14 protein-coding genes and 1 pseudogene are annotated in these 16,464 nt (G+C 75.7%); 13 read left to right on the forward strand and 2 right to left on the reverse strand.

Annotation, left to right across the window (positions count from 1 at the left end):
* Positions 1–7 precede the first annotated feature (7 nt).
* Positions 8–907: a TetR/AcrR family transcriptional regulator gene (locus F1C76_19790; protein QNG38498.1), complete on the reverse strand. Its 900-nt coding sequence runs from the start codon at positions 905–907 to the stop codon at positions 8–10.
* Between the two features lie 198 nt (positions 908–1,105).
* Between F1C76_19790 and F1C76_19795 the strand changes: the two genes are divergently transcribed.
* The 8 genes and pseudogenes from F1C76_19795 to F1C76_19830 all read left to right on the forward strand — a co-directional run bounded on the left by F1C76_19795 (position 1,106) and on the right by F1C76_19830 (position 11,529).
* Positions 1,106–2,290 (forward strand): hypothetical protein, encoded by a 1,185-nt coding sequence (locus F1C76_19795; GenBank protein QNG38499.1) that lies wholly within the window; start codon positions 1,106–1,108, stop codon positions 2,288–2,290.
* A pseudogene (locus tag F1C76_19800) lies at positions 2,287–3,372 on the forward strand (copper transporter). Before F1C76_19795 ends, F1C76_19800 begins: the two are co-directional and overlap by 4 nt.
* Positions 3,261–4,091: a hypothetical protein gene (locus F1C76_19805; protein QNG38500.1), complete on the forward strand. Its 831-nt coding sequence runs from the start codon at positions 3,261–3,263 to the stop codon at positions 4,089–4,091. Before F1C76_19800 ends, F1C76_19805 begins: the two are co-directional and overlap by 112 nt.
* A 1-nt stretch (position 4,092) precedes the next feature.
* Complete coding sequence (locus tag F1C76_19810) at positions 4,093–5,736, forward strand: virulence factor MviN (GenBank protein ID QNG38501.1); 1,644 nt, start codon at positions 4,093–4,095, stop codon at positions 5,734–5,736.
* Entirely contained in the window at positions 5,733–6,851 is a 1,119-nt protein-coding gene (locus tag F1C76_19815; protein ID QNG38502.1) for a glycosyltransferase family 4 protein, read from the forward strand. The genes F1C76_19810 and F1C76_19815 overlap by 4 nt, the downstream gene beginning before the upstream one ends.
* Positions 6,838–9,240 carry a hypothetical protein gene (locus tag F1C76_19820; GenBank protein ID QNG38503.1) on the forward strand — a complete coding sequence of 801 codons (2,403 nt, stop codon included), beginning with the start codon at positions 6,838–6,840 and terminating at the stop codon, positions 9,238–9,240. The genes F1C76_19815 and F1C76_19820 overlap by 14 nt, the downstream gene beginning before the upstream one ends.
* A gap of 10 nt (positions 9,241–9,250) precedes the next feature.
* Positions 9,251–10,948, forward strand: coding sequence for a CTP synthase (locus F1C76_19825; protein QNG39404.1), 1,698 nt, complete (start codon positions 9,251–9,253; stop codon positions 10,946–10,948).
* A 74-nt stretch (positions 10,949–11,022) separates the two neighbouring features.
* On the forward strand, positions 11,023–11,529 hold the full coding sequence (locus F1C76_19830) for an NUDIX hydrolase (GenBank protein ID QNG39405.1): 507 nt from the start codon (positions 11,023–11,025) through the stop codon (positions 11,527–11,529).
* Here F1C76_19830 and F1C76_19835 read toward each other — a convergent pair.
* On the reverse strand, positions 11,494–12,129 hold the full coding sequence (locus tag F1C76_19835) for a hypothetical protein (protein ID QNG38504.1): 636 nt from the start codon (positions 12,127–12,129) through the stop codon (positions 11,494–11,496). The genes F1C76_19830 and F1C76_19835 overlap by 36 nt on opposite strands.
* A gap of 84 nt (positions 12,130–12,213) precedes the next feature.
* Here F1C76_19835 and F1C76_19840 point away from each other — a divergent pair, with 84 nt between their 5' ends.
* The 5 genes from F1C76_19840 (at position 12,214) to scpB (ending at position 16,447) form a co-directional block, all read left to right on the forward strand.
* Positions 12,214–13,137 carry a site-specific tyrosine recombinase XerD gene (locus tag F1C76_19840; protein ID QNG39406.1) on the forward strand — a complete coding sequence of 308 codons (924 nt, stop codon included), beginning with the start codon at positions 12,214–12,216 and terminating at the stop codon, positions 13,135–13,137.
* Positions 13,138–13,322: 185 nt separating this feature from the next.
* Positions 13,323–14,234: a ParA family protein gene (locus F1C76_19845; GenBank protein QNG38505.1), complete on the forward strand. Its 912-nt coding sequence runs from the start codon at positions 13,323–13,325 to the stop codon at positions 14,232–14,234.
* On the forward strand, positions 14,231–14,752 hold the full coding sequence (locus F1C76_19850) for a hypothetical protein (protein QNG38506.1): 522 nt from the start codon (positions 14,231–14,233) through the stop codon (positions 14,750–14,752). Before F1C76_19845 ends, F1C76_19850 begins: the two co-directional genes overlap by 4 nt.
* A 10-nt stretch (positions 14,753–14,762) precedes the next feature.
* Positions 14,763–15,605, forward strand: a complete 843-nt coding sequence (locus F1C76_19855; GenBank protein ID QNG38507.1) for a segregation/condensation protein A — start codon at positions 14,763–14,765, stop codon at positions 15,603–15,605.
* Positions 15,602–16,447, forward strand: a complete 846-nt coding sequence (gene scpB, locus F1C76_19860) for an SMC-Scp complex subunit ScpB (GenBank protein QNG38508.1) — start codon at positions 15,602–15,604, stop codon at positions 16,445–16,447. The genes F1C76_19855 and scpB overlap by 4 nt, the downstream gene beginning before the upstream one ends.
* Positions 16,448–16,464: the final 17 nt, after the last annotated feature.

Raw genomic sequence — 16,464 nt, forward strand, 5'->3', positions numbered from 1 at the left:
GGGTCCTTCAGCGTCGCTTCGAGTACCCCGCGAGGCCGAACTGGAGGAGGGCCAGGCCGCGCTCACCGCTCTGCCGCAGCTCCTCGGTGAGGTCGGCCGAGGGGGCGGTGGAGACGGCGAGCACGCGGTCGCGGGCCAGCTCCAGCAGGCCCTGGTACAGGCCCAGGACCGCGTGCGCGGTCAGCCACGGCTCCAGCTCGCCGGGCTCGGCGCGGGTCTCCAGGGTGATCTGCTCGGTGAGGGCGTCGGTGAGCTGACCGAGGATCTCCCGCTCCCGCACCTGCAGGGTGCGCGAGCCGCGGATGACCCGGGCCATCTCGGCCACGGTCGCGGTGGCGGCGGGGTCTCCGAGCCGGCTGCACGCGGCGACGATGAACGTGCCGGCGGCGGCCGCGGCGGACTCACCCACGGGGCGACGGCGGACGGCGTCGAGGAGCGCCGCCTGCATCGGCGGGTCGGCCTCGAAGACCAGGCCCTCCTTGACCGGGAAGTGGTTGAAGACGGTCTTCTCCACCACGCCGGCCCGCTGGGCGATCTCCAGCACGCTGACGTGGTCGAAGCCGCGCTCGGCGAACAGCGCGGTGGCCGCGTCGACGATGGTCTCCCGGGTCTGCTGCCGGCGGACCTCGCGGACGTTGGGCCCGGCCGGCTTCCGGGTCCGCTTGGCCGGGGCGGCAGCCGCGGCGGGCTTCGGCGCACGCGCCCGGCGGGCCTTGGGCGGGGCGACCGGCCCCACGGCGGCCAGCTCCGCCTCGGTGGTCGAGCCGGTGTGCGCCTCGGCCCGGGCCTGCGCCGCGACGACGTCCTCGGGCCGGGGGTCGGGTACAGCGGCTGTACCGCCCTCGCTCCCGGTCGCCTCGGACAGGACAGTCGATGCAGCTCGCCTCGCCCGGGCCCCACCAGTCACCCGGGCGACGGTAGACACCCCGGCTGTGGCCTCCGGAGGCGCGGTCGGGGGCGCGCCGGGCGTGTCGCCCACCGGTGGTGTCGGACACGCACAGTCATCGGACGACTCCGTCCCCTCGGCGCTCCACGGGGGCCGTCGGGCCGGACCGGAGCGCGTCGTCGTCCCGGCGCCCCACGCCGACGTGCGACGATCGCCGCCATGCGCATCGGCACCCTGCGGCGTGGTCGCGCCGCCGACACCGCTCCCGGGGCGACCGGCACCGTGCGGTTGGACCGCCGGACCAAGAACCTCACGAAGCGTCTGCGACCCGGCGACATCGCCGTCATCGACCACGTCGACATCGACCGGGTCAGCGCGGACTCCCTGGTCACCTGCAAGGTCGCCGGGGTGGTCAACGCCGCGGCGAGCACCTCCGGCCGCTACCCCAACCTGGGCCCCGGGATCCTGGCCGCCGCCGGCATCCCGCTGCTGGACAACGTGGGCAAGGAGGTCTTCGCCGACCTCAAGGAGGGCACCACCGTCCGGCTCGACGGCGACACCCTCTACGCCGGGGACACCGTGGTGGCCACCGGCACCGAGCAGACCGAGGAGACCATCGCCGAGGCGATGACCGAGGCGCGCGCCGGGCTCTCCACCCAGTTGGAGGCCTTCGCCGCCAACACGATGGAGTACATGAAGACCGAGCGGGCGCTGCTGCTCGACGGCGTCGGCGTCCCGGACGTGGCCACCCAGATCGAGGGCCGGCACGTGCTCATCGTCGTGCGGGGCTACGACTACAAGGAGGACCTCGGCGCGTTGCGGTCCTACGTCCGGGACTACCGCCCCGTCCTCATCGGGGTCGACGGCGGGGCCGACGCGCTCATCGAGGCCGGCTACCAGCCGGACATGATCATCGGGGACATGGACTCGGTGTCGGACTCCGTGCTGCGCTGCGGTGCCGAGGTGGTCGTGCACGCCTACGCCGACGGCCGCGCCCCGGGCCTGCAGCGCGTCCTGGACCTCGGCGTCGAGGCCATCACCTTCCCGGCCGCGGCCACCAGCGAGGACATCGCGATGCTGCTGGCCGACGAGAAGGGCGCCACGCTCATCGTCGCCGTCGGCACCCACGCCACGCTCGTGGAGTTCCTGGACAAGGGCCGTGGCGGCATGGCCTCGACGTTCCTCACCCGCCTGCGGCTGGGCGGCAAGCTGGTCGACGCCAAGGGCGTCAGCCGGCTGTACCGCAGCCGCATCTCGACCCTCGCCCTCGTCCTGCTCGTGCTCGCCGCCCTCGTGTCGATCGGCGCCGCGCTCGCGGTGTCCACGGCCGGGCGGATCTACGTCGACCTGCTGGTCGACCAGTGGGACAGCTTCGTGTTCTGGTTGGAGAACCTCTTCTCGTGATCGACTTCCGCTACCACCTCGTCTCCCTGATCGCGGTCTTCCTGGCCGTCGCGCTGGGGATCGTCATCGGCACCACCGCCCTCAACGGGGGCCTGCTGGACAACCTGCAGACCCAGGTGGCCGGGCTGCAGGAGGACAAGCGCGCCCTGGAGGACGAGACGCAGGGGCTGCAGGCCCAGCTCGACGCCACCGGCGGCTTCGCCGAGGAGGTCGGGCCCGCGCTGGTCGCCGGCACCCTGACCGGGTCCTCGGTCGTGCTGGTGCTCGGCAACGAGGACGTCGACACCGACCTGGTGGACGAGGTCACCTCGCTGATCGAGGCGTCCGGTGCCACCGTGACCGGCGCCGTCCGGCTCACCCCGGCCTACAGCGACCCGCAGACCGCCCAGAGCCTGCAGAGCTTCCTCACCAGCCCCGGCGGGCTGCCCTCGGGCGTGACGCTGCCGGAGACCGACGACACCGGCGAGCTGGTCGCCGCCCTGCTGGCCCAGGTGCTCCAGATCCCGGCGCCCGCCGTCGAGGGCGGGGAGTCGGTCGTGCCGGACTCCACCGCCACCGCCCAGGTGCTCGCCGGGTTGTCCGCGCTCGACGTGCTCAGCCTGGACAGCCCCGACGTCGCCGCCGCCGAGCACGCGGTGTTCCTCACCTCCGGCGCCCTGACCGGGGACGACGCCGAGGCCCGCAACACCGCGCTGTCCCAGCTCGCCGTGGCCCTGGACGAGCGGGGCCAGGGCACCGTGGTGTCCGGGGACTCCGCCGCCGCCGGCGAGACCGGTCTGGTCGGCACCATCCGCGCCGACACCGAGGCCTCCACCCAGGTGTCCACGGTGGACAACGTGAACGCCCCCGAGGGCCGGATCAGCACCGTGCTGGCGCTGTCCAGCGAGGCGCAGGGCACCTCGGGCAAGTACGGCACCGGCGAGGACGCCCAGCCCGTCCCGCCGGTCCCGACGCCGGCCCCCGCCAACTGATGGCCCGCCGGCTGCTGCTGGCCGCCGCCGGGGCAGGGCTCGCCCGGGCCGGGCTGGCCGCCTCGGGCGCCGTCGCCGACCGCCCGGGTGCCGCCCGGTGGGCCCGGGTGAACTACGCCGGCCGGCCGCTCACGCTGCTCGGCGGTCCGGTCCTGGCCGCGGCCGCCACGGCCACCTCGGCGGCCGGGGCGCCGGCCGGGTGGGCAGGCGCGTCCGCGCTGGTCGGCACGGTGTCCGCCGTCGTCGGCGGCTACGACGACCTCGCCGGGGCCCGCCCCGAGCAGGCCCGCGACAAGGGCCTGGCCGGCCACCTCGCCGCGCTGCGCGCCGGGCGGGTGTCCGCCGGTGCGGTGAAGGTCGCCGGCATCGGCGCCGCCGGGGTGGCGGCGGCCCTGCTGACCCGCCGCGGCTCGGGCGTGGGTGCCCTCGTGGACGGCGTGCTCACCACCGGCCTGGTCGCCGGCACCGCCAACCTGGTCAACCTGCTGGACCTGCGGCCCGGCCGGGCCGCCAAGGCCGGCTCGCTCCTGGCCGCCGCCACCCTCGGCGGTCCCGCCGGCGGGCTGGTCGCCGGCCCGGTGGGCGCCGCGCTCGCCACCCTGCCCGACGACCTGGGGGAGAAGGTGATGCTCGGGGACTGCGGGGCCAACGCCCTCGGTGCCCTGCTCGGCCTGCGGTTGGCCGCCGGGGGGTCCCGGCCGGCCCGGATCGCCGCCCTCACCGTGGTCACCGCGCTCACCCTGGCCAGCGAGAAGATCAGCTTCACCTCGGTCATCGAGGCCACCCCGGGGCTGCGCGAGCTGGACCGGCTCGGCCGGCAGCCCGCCTGAGGTGACCCGGCAGCAGGCCGTCCGGGGCGTGGCCGGGGCGGCCGCGCTCATCGCCGTGCTCACCGTCGTCGCCCGGGTCGCCGGCTTCGGCCGCACCGTCGTCTTCACCAACACCGTCGGAGCGGCCAGCACCGGGGACACCTACCAGGCCGCCAACAACGTCCCCAACATCGTCTTCGAGGTCGTCGCCGGCGGCGCGCTGGCCAGCCTCGTCGTCCCGATGCTGGCCGGTGGGATCGCCGCCGGGGACCGCGAGCAGGTGCGGCAGACCGCCTCGGCGCTGCTGGGCTGGACCCTGCTGGTGCTCACCCCGTTGGCCGTGGCGCTGGCGCTGCTGTCCCGGCCGATCGCCGAGGGCCTGCTCGGGGACGACGCCGCCGACCCGGCCAAGGTCGACCTGGCCGCGCGGTTCCTGGTCGTGTTCGCCCCCCAGGTCGTGCTCTACGGCCTGGCCGTCGTGCTCACCGGCGTGCTGCAGGCGCACCGCCGGTTCGCCGGGCCGGCACTGGCCCCGCTGCTGTCCAGCGTCGTCGTCGCCGGGGCCTACCTGACCTTCGCCGGGATCGGCGGTGGCCGGGACGTCGCCGACCTGTCCCGGCGCGCCGAGCTCGTGCTGGGCGTGGGGACGACGCTCGGGGTGGTCGCCCTGGCGGCGTGCCTGCTGCTCCCGTTGCGTGGCCTGCGGCTGGGCCTGCGCCCCCGGCTGCGCTTCCCGGTCGGCGCGGCCCCCCGGGTGCGCCGGCTGGCGCTGGCCGGGGTGCTCACCCTCGCCGGGCAGCAGCTGGTCGCCGTCGTCGCGATCCGGCTGGCCAACGACGCCGCCGTCCCCGACGGCACCCAGGTCGTGTACTTCGCCGGCATGACGCTCTTCCTGCTGCCCTGGGCGGCGCTCGCGGTGCCGCTGGCGACCTCGGCGTTCCCGGGCATGAGCGAGCGCGCGGCGCAGGGGGACGACGCCGGCTACCGCCGGGTGGTCGCGCCGGTCACCGTGCTGGTGGTGGTGTTCTCGGCCGTCGCCGCGGCGGGTCTGGTCGCGGTGTCCGGGCCGATGGCGCGGGTGTTCTTCGCCGCCGCCCGGGACGCCGGCTCGGCCGCCGCACTGCAGCCGACGATCGTCGCGTTCGTGCCCGGGCTGGTCGGCTACGGCCTGGTCGCGGTGCTCACCCGCGCGCTGTACGCCCGCGGGCTGTGGCGGTCCCCGACGGTGTGCGTGTGCGGTGGCTGGCTGGTGGCCGTCGCCGCGGACCTGGTGCTCGCCCGGGCGCTGCCGGTCGAGGACCGCGCGGTCGCGCTCGGGCTGGGGCACACGGTCGGCGTCACCGTCGCCGGCATCGGCCTGCTCGTCGTCGTCGCCCGGGTGACCGGACGGGAGACGCTGGCCGGGCTGGCCCGCACGGGGGTGCCCGCCCTCGTCGCGGCTGTCCTGGCCGGCGCTGCCGGGCTGTGGGTGGCCCGCACGCTGGGGGACGGGGCGGTGCCCCGGGGCGGGGTGCTCGGGGCCGTCGGGATCGGCGTCCTCGCTGGTGGCGTCGTGCTCCTGGTCGCCGCGGCGGTCATGATGGGGACGGCGCGGCGGCCGCTGCTGGCCGCCGTCCGAGGACTCCGGGGAGCCGACGCGACAGCACAGGGGGAGGGGACGCCGTGACGGGACAGCCGCTGGCCGGACGCCGGATCGCCGAGGTGCTGGCCACCAGCACCGGCGGTGTGGGCACCCACCTCCGCTCGCTGCTGACCCCGCTGGGCCGGGCCGGCGCGCTGGTGCGGGTCTGCGGTCCGGCCGCCACCGACGAGCTGTTCGGGTTCTCCGCCGCCGCGGCCTTCCGGCCGGTCGGCATCTCCGGCGGGCTCGACCCGGTCGCCGACGTCCGGGCCGTCGCCGCGCTGGCCCGGGCCACCCGCGGAGCGGACCTGGTGCACGCCCACGGCCTGCGCGCCGGCCTGGTCGCCGCCGCGGCCCGCCGGGGCACCCGCGTCCCGCTGGTGCTCACCCTGCACAACGCCCTCCAGCCCGGCGGTGGGCTGAGGACCCGGGTGCTCGGCCGGCTCGAGGCGGCCACCGTGCGCAGCGCGGACCTGGTGCTCGCCGCGTCGGCGGACCTGGCCGAGAACGCGCTCGCCCAGGGCGCCCGCGACGTGCGGCTCGCCCCGGTGTCGGCGCCCCCGCTGCCCCCGCCGACCCGGTCCCGGGCGCAGGTGCGGGCCGAGCTGGGCCTGGACGACCGTCGCCCGCTCGTCGTGGCGGTGGGCCGGCTGCACCCGCAGAAGGGCTACGACACCCTGCTCGCCGCGGCCGCACGCTGGGCGCAGGCCCCCGGCCCCACCCCGCTGACCGTGGTCGCCGGCGACGGCCCGCTGGAGGCCGAGCTGACCCGGCGGATCGACTCCGAGCGGCTGCCGGTCCGGTTGCTGGGGCGACGCACCGACGTGGCCGACCTGCTCGCCGCCGCCGACGTCGCCGTCCTGCCCTCGGTCTGGGAGGCCCGCTCGCTCACCGCCCAGGAGGCGCTGCGCTCGGGCACCCCGCTGGTGGCGACGCGGGTCGGGGGCGTGCCCGAGCTCGTGGGCGAGGCCGCCGAGCTGGTCCCGCCCGGTGACCCGGTGGCGCTGGCCGAGCGGGTCACCGCCGTCCTCACCGACCCCGAGCGCACCGCCCGGCTGTCGGCCGCGGGGCGGGCGCAGGCCGCCGGTTGGCCCGACGAGGCCGGCACCGCCGCCCAGCTGGTCGCCGTCTACCGGGAGCTGCTCGGTGCGCCGGGCTGAGCGTGCCCTGCTCGGGCTCCTCGCCGTCGTCGCGCTCCTGCTCGGCCTGGCCCCGCCGGCGGCCGCGGCCACCGGCGACGACGCCTACGCCGCCGACCGGGTGGTCGTCGTCGGCGTCCCCGGGTTGGTGTGGTCGGACCTGGACCCCGACCGCACCCCGACGCTGTGGGCGCTGGCCGGGGAGTCGTCCATCGGTGCGTTGTCGGTGCGGGCCGCCCGGCCCACCACGTGCGTGCTCGACGGCTGGGCCACGCTGGGCGCCGGCAACCGGGCCCGCTGGGCGGCCCCGGAGGACCCGATCCCGCCGGTCCCGCTGCCCACAGACGAGACCGGTGCCCCCCTCGACGGCGGCACCCCGGTCCCCGAGCCGGGCTTCCTCGGCCGCGACGCCGCGCAGGACACCTCGTTGTCCTACTGCGGCACCCAGGAGCAGATCGGCAACATCGGGCTGGCCGACCCCACGGCCGCGGTCGCGGCCATCGCCGCGGACCCCGCCACCGACCGCTTCGGCGCCGAGCCCGGTGCGCTGGGCGACGCGGTGGGGTGTGCGTCGGTGGTGAGCCGGGCCGCGACGGTGGCCGTGGCGGCCGAGGGCACCGCGGTGGACCTGCGGGAGGAGCTGCCCGACACCGGCACGCTCAGCGCGCTGCTGGGGGCCTGTCCGCTCGGGCTCGTGGGCCTGGACCAGCTGACCGACGCCGGGCAGCCCAGTGCCGACGAGACCGACACCGGCACCGAGCCGCTGCCCCGGGCCGGCGCGCTGCTGCAGATCGACCAGGCGCTGGCCACCGTGCAGGACGCCCTCGCGACATTGCCCGGCTCCACCCTCCTGCTCGTCCAGGGCGTCTCGGAGGTCAACGACGGCCGGCCCCAGCTGCACGTGTCCATGGCCTCGGGTCCCGGCTTCGGCACCGGCTGGCTGACCTCCGCGAGCACCGGCCGGGCCCCGTTCAGCCAGCTCATCGACACCGCCCCCACCGTGCTGCGCGCCCTCGGGCTGCCCGAGCCCGCCTCGATGAACGGCCAGGCGGTCCGGGCCGAGGGGGACCGGCCCGCGCTGGCCGGGGCCACGCAGCTGCTGGACCAGGCCAACACCCGGGCCGTCGTGCACTACCGCAGCACCGGCGACGTGTTCTGGCTGCTCGTGCTGGTGTCAGCCGCCGTCGTCGGGTTGGGCATGCTCACCCTCGGCGGGGGCCGCAGCCCCGGGTTCACCCCGGTGCGGCTGCGCCGCTGGTGGAGCCGGCACCGGCCCAGCCTGGCCACCCGCAACCGGCTGCGGCACTGGGTGCGCCCGGTCTGCCTGGTCGCCGCGTCCCTGCCGGTGGGCACCTACCTGGGCAACGTCGCGCCCTGGCACCTCGCCGACTCCCCGCGGCTGGCCCTGGCCGGGTCGATCGCCCTGGCCACCGTGCTGGTCGCCGGGCTGGCCTGGGCCGGGCCGTGGCGCCGCCGACGGTTGGGTCCGCCGGTCGTCGTCCTCGGGGTCACGGTGGCCACGCTGGCCCTGGACGTGCTCACCGGCTCGCACCTCGAGCTGGACGGGATGCTCGGCTACGACGCGATCGTGGCCGGGCGGTTCACCGGCTACGGCAACCTCACCTTCGGCCTGATGCCGGTCGCAGCGCTGCTGCTCACCGCCGGGGCCGCGGCCTGGGTCGCCCGCCGCGGCGCGGGGGAGGGACGGCGGCGGGCGCTGGTCACCGTGCTGGTGGTCGGCGTGGTCACCGTCGGGCTGGTCGGTGCGCCCTCGCTGGGCCGGGACTTCGGCGGGGTGCTCGCCGCGGTGCCCGGGTTCCTGTTGCTGGCGATGCTGCTGGGCGGCATCCGGGTGACCGTCGTCCGGCTGGTCGGGGTACTGGCCGCCGCGGTCGTGGTCGTCGGCTCGGTGGCGGTGCTGGACTGGACCCGGCCGGCCTCCGAACGCAGCCACCTCGGACGCTTCGTCGCGCAGGTCCTGGACGGGCAGGCCTGGACCGTGGTCACCCGCAAGGCCGAGGCCAACCTCGGCATCCTGCTCGGCAGCCCGCTGGCCTACACGCTGCTGGTCGCGGCGGTGGCCGCGTTCTGGCTCCTTCGCCCGGGCGGTCTGCTGCGCAGCCGACCCGAGCGCGGGCCCGACGCCAGCCCGGGTGGCCTGCCGGCCGCCGACGTCCGGGTGCTGCGGGCCGGGCTGCTGGCGGTGGCCCTGAGCCTGACCGTGGCGGCCGCGGTGAACGACTCCGGGGTCGCGGTCCCGGCGACGGCGGCGACCCTGCTGGTGCCGCTGCTGGTGTGGCTGGCCGCGGCTCCCCGCACCGTCGAGACCGGTGACGCAGCACCCTCTGCCGACGGCGGGGTGGGGGAGTCCGACCGTGTTAGCGTGACCGCCCGTGGCGCGACTGGCTGAACCTCGGAACCTGCTCCCCAACTCCGCCCCGACGAAGTTCGTCTTCGTGACCGGTGGCGTCGTGTCCTCCCTCGGCAAGGGACTGACCGCGAGCTCGCTGGGGGCCCTGCTGTCCGCCCGTGGGCTGCGGGTCACCATGCAGAAGCTGGACCCCTACCTGAACGTGGACCCCGGGACGATGAACCCGTTCCAGCACGGCGAGGTGTTCGTCACCGAGGACGGCGCCGAGACCGACCTGGACATCGGGCACTACGAGCGCTTCCTGGACACCGACCTCACCGGCCGGGCCAACGTGACCACCGGGCAGGTGTACTCCGACGTCATCGCCAAGGAGCGCCGCGGTGAGTACCTCGGCGACACCGTCCAGGTCATCCCGCACATCACCAACGAGATCAAGGCCCGGATGCTGTCCGGGGCCGAGGCCAGCGGCCGGGACGGCGACCCGGTCGACGTGGTCATCACCGAGATCGGCGGCACGGTCGGCGACATCGAGTCGCTGCCCTTCCTGGAGGCCGCCCGCCAGGTGCGGCACGAGATCGGCCGGGACAACGTCTTCTTCCTGCACATCTCGCTGGTGCCCTACATCGCGCCCTCCGGCGAGCTGAAGACCAAGCCGACCCAGCACTCGGTGGCCTCCCTGCGCAGCATCGGCATCCAGCCCGACGCGCTGGTCTGCCGGGCCGACCGGGAGATCGGCACCGGCCTCAAGCGCAAGATCAGCCTGATGTGCGACGTCGACCTCGAGGGCGTCATCTCCTGCGCCGACGCCCCGTCGATCTACGACATCCCCAAGGTGCTGCACGGCGAGGGGCTGGACGCCTACGTCGTCCGCCGGCTCGGGCTGCCCTTCCGGGACGTCGACTGGACCGTGTGGGGCGACCTGCTCGAGCGGGTCCACGGCCCCAAGACCACCGTCACCATCGGCCTGGTCGGCAAGTACATCGACCTGCCCGACGCCTACCTGTCGGTCACCGAGGCGCTGCGCGCAGGCGGGTTCGCCCACCGCACCCGGGTGCAGATCCGCTGGGTGCCCTCCGACGACTGCCAGACCCCCGAGGGGGCGGCGACCGCGCTGTCGGGCGTGGACGCCGTCTGCGTGCCCGGCGGGTTCGGCGTGCGCGGCATCGACGGCAAGCTCGGCGCCCTGCGGCACACCCGCGTCAACGGCATCCCGACGCTGGGGCTGTGCCTGGGCCTGCAGTGCATGGTCATCGAGACCGCCCGCAACCTGGCCGGCATCGAGGACGCCAACTCCGCCGAGTTCGACCCGGAGACCGAGCACGCGGTGGTCTCCACGATGGCCGAGCAGCTCGACGTCGTCGCCGGCGACCGCGACATGGGCGGCACCATGCGGCTGGGCAGCTACCCGGCCACGCTGGTGAAGGGCTCGGTCACCGCCGGCGCCTACGGGGCCACCGAGGTCACCGAGCGGCACCGGCACCGCTACGAGGTGGCCAACGCCTACCGCGACCAGCTCACCGCCGCCGGTCTCGTCGTCTCCGGCACATCCCCGGACGGCACCCTGGTCGAGTTCGTCGAGCTGCCCGCCGACGTGCACCCGTTCTACGTCGGCACCCAGGCCCACCCCGAGCTGAAGAGCCGGCCCACCCGGCCGCACCCGCTCTTCGCCGGGCTGGTGAAGGCCGCGGTGGACTTCCAGGAGTCGGCACGCCTCCCGGTCCCCGGCCACGCCGAGATGGGCATCTGACCGTGTACGAGGTCCTCGAGACCGAGGAGGTCTACAGCGGGCGGGTCATCTCGCTGCGCAAGGACACCGTGGCCATGCCCGAGGGCGGTTCCTCGGTGCGCGAGATCGTCACCCACCCGGGCGCGGTCGGCGTCCTGGCGCTGGACGAGGACGGCGCGGTCGTGATGCTCAAGCAGTACCGGCACGCGATCGGCGAGCACCTGTGGGAGCTGCCGGCCGGGCTGCGGGACGCCGACGGCGAGCCCCCGCTGGAGACGGCGAAGCGGGAGCTCGCCGAGGAGGTGGGGCTCGCCGCCGAGCGGTGGCAGCTGCTGACCACCTCGCTGTCCACCCCCGGCTTCTGCACCGAGATGGTCGGGCTCTACCTGGCCGAGGGGCTCTCCCCGGTCGAGCGGCCCGAGGGGTTCGTCGTCGAGCACGAGGAGCTGGACATGACCGTCGAGCGGGTGCCCTTCGACCGGGCCGTGCAGATGGTCTTCGACGGCACGGTGAAGAACGCCCTCGCGGTCATCGGCATCCTCGCCGCGGCGGCGCAGCGGGCCGGGTCACCGACCCTGCGGGCGGTCGACAGCTCCTTCTGAGGGCGCCGCCAGCCCGAGCCGGCGCAGTTCGAGACCGGCCAGGGCCCGGGTCGCGGCGGGGTCCCCGGCCCGCCAGGCCGCCCCGGTCCCGGCCGGCAGCCCGGCGAGCGCCGGCAGCGACGCCGTCGCCACGGCCCGGGCGGCCAGCAGCTCCAGGTCGGGGGCGGTGACCGACAGCCGGGTCGCCGCCGTGGCCTCCCGGGCCCACCGCAACCGCCAGGGCAGCCACCTGCTCAGCGCCCAGCCGACCGGCAGCACCACCAGGGCGACGGCGAGCACCAGGGCCAGGGTGGCGACGGCGTCCTGCAGCCCCTGTCCGGCGCCGGCCACCCCGCTGCCGGAGTCACCCAGCGCCTGGAACGGGACGGCGAGGTCGTCGCCGACCAGCGGCACGTCCTCGGCCACCCCGGCGGCGTCGCCCATCGTCGAGCTGATCGAGGCGCCCAGCTGCTCCAGCTCCACCCCCGGACCGGCCAGCACCAGCACCGCCTCGTGCACCACCCGGGCCACGGTCACCCACAGCACCGTCCAGCCCAGCAGGAGCAGGTCGAGGAGCACCTGACGGGTGCGGTGGTCGGGGCGGTCGGCGTACAGGCGCATGCGGTGATCCTCCGGGCTGCCCTGCGGTGCGCCGGGATCCCGGGGGGTGTCGGCCCTAGGGTCGAGGGTGTGGGCATCGAGCGGGTGGTCACCGGGTGGCTGGACCACCTCACCGTCGAGCGCGGGCTGGCGGCCAACACCGTCAGCTCCTACCGCCGTGACCTGCGCCGCTACACCGCCTTCCTCGCCGCCACCGGGGTGCGCGGCCTCGACGAGGTGGGCGAGTCCGACGTCGCCGCGTTCCTGGTCGCGCTGCGCGCCGGGGACGACGAGCACCCGCCGCTGTCGGCCACCTCGGCGGCCCGCGCGGTGGTCGCCGTCCGGGGGCTGCACCGGTTCGCCCTGCTCGACGGTCTCGTCGGGGACGACGTCGCTGCCGAGGTGCGCCCGCCCACCCCGGGCCGCCGGCTGCCCAAGGCGATCACCGTCGAGCAGGTGGAGCAGCTGCTGGAGGCCGCCGGGGCTCTGGAGGGCCCGCGCGGGCTGCGGGACCGGGCGCTGCTGGAGCTGCTCTACGGCACCGGGGCCCGGATCTCCGAGGCGGTCGGGCTCGCCGTCGACGACCTGGACGTGTCCGGCGACCCCGCGGCGTCGGTGGTCCGGCTGGCCGGCAAGGGCGGCAAGCAGCGGGTGGTGCCGGTCGGGAGCTTCGCCGTCCGGGCGGTGCAGGACTACCTGGTGCGGGCCCGGCCGGCGCTGTCGGTCGGGCGGGCGACCCGGGGGGCCCTGTTCCTCAACGCCCGCGGTGGTCCGCTGTCCCGGCAGTCGGCGTGGACGGTGCTGCGGCAGGCGGCCGAGCGGGCCGGGCTGGCCGAGCTCGCCGACCTCTCCCCGCACACGCTGCGGCACTCCTTCGCCACCCACCTGCTCGACGGTGGCGCCGACGTCCGGGTGGTGCAGGAGCTGCTCGGTCACGCGTCGGTGACGACCACCCAGGTCTACACGCTGGTGACCGTGGACCGGCTGCGCGAGGTCTACGCGACCAGCCACCCCCGCGCCCTGCGCTGACCTGCAGTGACGTCGCTCTCGGTCGGGTTCCGATCACCCCGGGTGGTCAAGGACGGCGCGTCGGCTGCCGATGACGTGTCTGTACGGCGACATGTCGACACGGCGAGCCTGCACCGGACCTCCGGGTCTCGTAGCTAGGTTCGCCCGGGAGAGCACCGCACCACCATGGGGAAGAGGCACCGAGGATGGCGACACCGGTCGTGACGAGCTCAGCCGTCGCGCAGCCGTACGCAGGCGATGCGCCGATGGGCGTGCCCGCCGGCCGTGCCGACCCGGCGAAGGCCCGCCAGCGTCCGCTGCCCGACCCCAAGCCGATCGAGCGGCACGGGCCGGCCCGCATCGTGGCGATGTGCAACCAGAAGGGCGGCGTCGGCAAGACGACGTCGACGATCAACCTGGGTGCCGCCCTCGTCGAGCAGGGCCGCCGGGTGCTGCTGGTCGACCTCGACCCGCAGGGCGCGCTGTCGGTCGGGCTCGGCGTCCAGTCCCAGCAGCTCGAGCGCACCGTCTACAACGCGCTCATGGAGCGGCACACCACGCTGCGCGACGTGATCATCCGCGATGTCGGCCACGTGCGCGGGCTGGACCTGGCGCCCTCGAACATCGACCTGTCCGCTGCCGAGGTGCAGCTGGTCAGCGAGGTCGCCCGCGAGCAGTCGCTGCTGCGCGTGCTGGCCGAGGTGCGCCAGGAGTACGACTACGTGCTCATCGACTGCCAGCCCTCGCTCGGGCTGCTCACGGTCAACGCGCTCACCGCCGCGCAGGGCGTGATCATCCCGCTGGAGTGCGAGTTCTTCTCCCTCCGCGGGGTGGCGCTGCTGGTGGACACCATCGACAAGGTCAAGGAGCGGCTGAACCCCTCCCTGGAGGTCGACGGCATCCTCGCCACCATGTACGACTCGCGCACCGTGCACGCCCGCGAGGTCTTCAGCCGCGTCGTCGAGGCCTTCGGCGACACCGTGTTCCAGACCGTCATCACCCGCACCGTGCGCTTCCCCGAGACCACGGTCGCCGGGCAGCCGATCACCACCTGGGCGCCCACCTCCACCGGTGCCGAGGCCTACCGCAACCTGGCCAAGGAGGTCCTGGACCTGTGACCCGTCGCCCCGTCCTCCCCGGCGCGAGCGAGCTGTTCTTCCGACGCACCGACGCTGCCTCCGGCGGCGCCGGTGGCACCGCGCCGGTCTCCGAACTGCCCTCCCTGGCCGCCGCAGCCGCCTCCCCGGCGCTGCGCGGCAACGCCGGCCGCCGGCCCGTCGAGCCCGAACCCGAGGCACCCGTCGTCGAGGCGGTGCCTGCGGCCAGCCCGCTGCAGCTGGTGCGGGAGGCCCCCGTCGACGAGCTCGCCGGCATCCGGGCGACCCTGCCGGTCACCGGCCCGGCCACCCGCCGTCGGTCGACCCGTGAGCGCACCAAGCACGAGGAGAAGATCACCGTCTACTGCTCGGCCGAGGAGCTGCTGGCCATCGAGGGCGCCCGGCTGACTCTGCGCGGTCAGCACGGCGTGGTGGCCGACCGCGGGCGGATCGTCCGCGAGGCACTGGCCGTGCTGCTGGCCGACCTGGACGCCAACGGCGAGGACTCCGTGCTGGTCCGGCGGTTCCGCAGCTCCTAGGGTCGACGTCGTGATCACGTCGGCCGCACCTCCGACGGGGGCGGCCGACGACGGCCGTTTCCGGGTGCGGCTGACCAACTTCGAGGGCCCGTTCGACCTGCTGCTGCAGCTGATCGGCAGGCACCAGCTCGACGTCACCCAGATCGCGCTGTCGCAGGTGACCGACGACTTCATCGCCCACCTGCACGGCCTGGGCGACGTCCTGGACCTCGACCAGGCCTCGGAGTTCCTGCTGGTCGCAGCAACCCTGCTCGACCTCAAGGCGGCCCGGCTGCTGCCGGCGGCCGAGGTGGAGGACGACGACGACCTCGAGGTGCTCGAGGCCCGCGACCTGTTGTTCGCCCGGCTGCTGCAGTACCGGGCCTACAAGGAGGTCGCCGGGTTCCTCCGGGTCCGGGAGAGCGAGGCCGCCACCCGCTTCCCCCGCGACGTAGCGCTGGAGCCGCGGTTCGCCGCGTTGCTGCCCGAGGTGCTGCTGGGCGTCACCCCCGAGCAGTTCGCCGCCCTGGCTGCCCAGGCGCTCACCCCCACGCCGCCGCCGACGGTGGCCACCGGGCACCTGCACGCCCCCGCCGTCAGCGTCGCCGCCCAGCTGCTGCTGGTGCGCAGCCGGGTGGCCCGCGCCGGGCAGCTCTCCTTCGCCGAGCTGTCGGCGGACTGCGGGCACCGGCTCGAGGTGGTGGCCCGCTTCCTCGTGCTGCTCGAGCTCTACCGGCAGCGGCTCGTCGACTTCACCCAGGAGACCCCGCTGGGTGAGCTGTCGGTGCACTGGACCGGGCCGCGGCTGGTCGGGGGCCGGCTGCCCGGGGAGGACGCCGACGCCGACGCGGGGGCGTTGGAGGAGTACGCGTGAGCTTCTCCTGGGAGCGGATCGCCGCCGAGCTCGCCGCCGCGGAGGCCGACGACCGGACCGGACGCACCGCCGACCCGGACGCCTGGGACGCCGCAGCCCGCGCGCTGGCGGCCTCGCTGGGGGTCCCGGCGGCGCCGGACCTCCCGCCGGTGCCCGTCGAGACCCACGCCGCCCCCGTCCGGGTCCGCCCGGACCCCGACGGCCCCCCGCTGCGGCCGCTGGACGAGGTGCCGGTCGAGGAGGCCGATCCGGACGCCGCACGGTCGCAGCTGGGCGTCGTCCCGGACGAGGTGGACCCCGCCGAGCTGCGCGGCGGGCTGGAGGCGCTGCTGTTCGTCGTCGACACCCCGGTGGACGACGGGACGCTCGCGGCCACCCTGCGCTGCACCGTCGGCCAGGTGCGCCGGGCGCTGGTCGAGCTGGGCGCGGACTACGACGCCCGCGGGGCCGGCGTGGTGCTGCGCCGGGTGGGGGAGGGCTGGCGGCTGTACACCCGGGAGGACCACGCCGCCGTCGTCGAGCGGTACCTCACCGACGGCCGCCGGGCCCGGCTCACCCAGGCCGCACTGGAGACCCTGGCCGTCATCGCCTACCGCCAGCCGGTCACCCGGGCCCGGGTCTCGGCCATCCGCGGGGTGGGCGTGGACGCGGTGGTGCGTACCCTGGCCTCCCGGGGACTGGTGTACGAGTGCGGCACCGACCCCGACAGCGGCGGTGGGCTCTACGCCACGACCCCGCTGTTCCTCGAACGGCTGGGCTTGACCGGCCTCGACGAGCTCCCCGAGCTCGCCCCGTTGCTGCCCGAGGCCCGGACCGTGCTCGACGAACACCCTGAATCCTGAGGACCTCCCCATGACCG

Source organism: Geodermatophilaceae bacterium NBWT11 (genome assembly GCA_014218215.1).
GTDB lineage: Bacteria > Actinomycetota > Actinomycetes > Mycobacteriales > Geodermatophilaceae > Klenkia.

Excerpts from the sequence above, each read along its gene's own strand:
- F1C76_19830 (QNG39405.1), top strand. The coding sequence starts at position 11,023 with ATGCCCGAGGGCGGTTCCTCGGTGCGCGAGATCGTCACCCACCCGGGC.
- F1C76_19845 (QNG38505.1), top strand. The coding sequence starts at position 13,323 with ATGGCGACACCGGTCGTGACGAGCTCAGCCGTCGCGCAGCCGTACGCA.
- F1C76_19805 (QNG38500.1), top strand. The coding sequence starts at position 3,261 with ATGGCCCGCCGGCTGCTGCTGGCCGCCGCCGGGGCAGGGCTCGCCCGG.
- F1C76_19835 (QNG38504.1), bottom strand. The coding sequence starts at position 12,129 with ATGCGCCTGTACGCCGACCGCCCCGACCACCGCACCCGTCAGGTGCTC.
- F1C76_19795 (QNG38499.1), top strand. The coding sequence starts at position 1,106 with ATGCGCATCGGCACCCTGCGGCGTGGTCGCGCCGCCGACACCGCTCCC.